Origin of the sequence: Cellulomonas triticagri, from assembly GCF_003696205.1 — a bacterium.
GTDB classification, from domain to species: Bacteria; Actinomycetota; Actinomycetes; order Actinomycetales; family Cellulomonadaceae; genus Cellulomonas; species Cellulomonas triticagri.
In genome coordinates this window covers 1-699 of record NZ_RFFI01000279.1, presented here as the reverse complement: position 1 = coordinate 699, position 699 = coordinate 1, and the positions used below count along the sequence as shown (strand labels likewise).

1 protein-coding gene is annotated in these 699 nt (G+C 78.4%); it reads left to right on the top strand.

The window, feature by feature from the left end:
* On the top strand, nt 1–699 hold a 699-nt coding region (locus EBM89_RS20840; protein WP_122151432.1), incomplete at both ends, for a phosphatase PAP2 family protein.

Here is a 699-nt window from a genome sequence, read left to right as displayed (position 1 = left end):
CCCGGTGCCGCCCCCGCGGCCCCGCGCGGCGGCCTGCTGCCCGGCACCGTGCGCCGGGTCGCGACGTCGCTGCTCGTGGCGCTGGTCGCCGTGGCGGGCGTCGCGGCGTCCTGGCGGGTGTTCGTCGGCACCGAGCGGGGCCAGGCGGTCGACCAGGCGGCGCTCGACGGCGCGCACATCGGCCAGAACCGGCTGTGGGAGGTCGCGGAGCCCGTCCTCGACGTCGTGTCGGTGGGTTTCATCGCCGGTGCGGTGGTCACCTGCGCCGTGATCGCCGTCGTGCGACGGCGCTGGGCGCTCGCGCTCGTCGCCGGTGGCGTGCTCGCCGGCGCCAACGTGACCACCCAGGTGCTGAAGAAGGTCGTGCTGGAGCGCCCGGAGCTCGGCCACGGGCCGCTGTTCAACACCCTGCCCAGCGGGCACACCACGGCCGCGGCGTCCGTCGCGGTCGCCGTGCTGCTCGTCGTCCCGCCGCGGGCGCGGCCCTGGGCGGCCGTGCTCGGCGCGCTCTACGCGGCCGCCACCGGCGTGAGCACCCTCATCGGGCAGTGGCACCGTCCGTCCGACGTCGTCGCGGCGCTGCTCGTCGTGCTCGCCTGGGGCGCGCTCGGCTGCGCGGTCCTGGCGGTGCGCGCCGGGTCCACGACCGCCTGGGGACGCTGGGGGGCGTGGGGCGGCGACGGGCCCGTCGCCGGGACT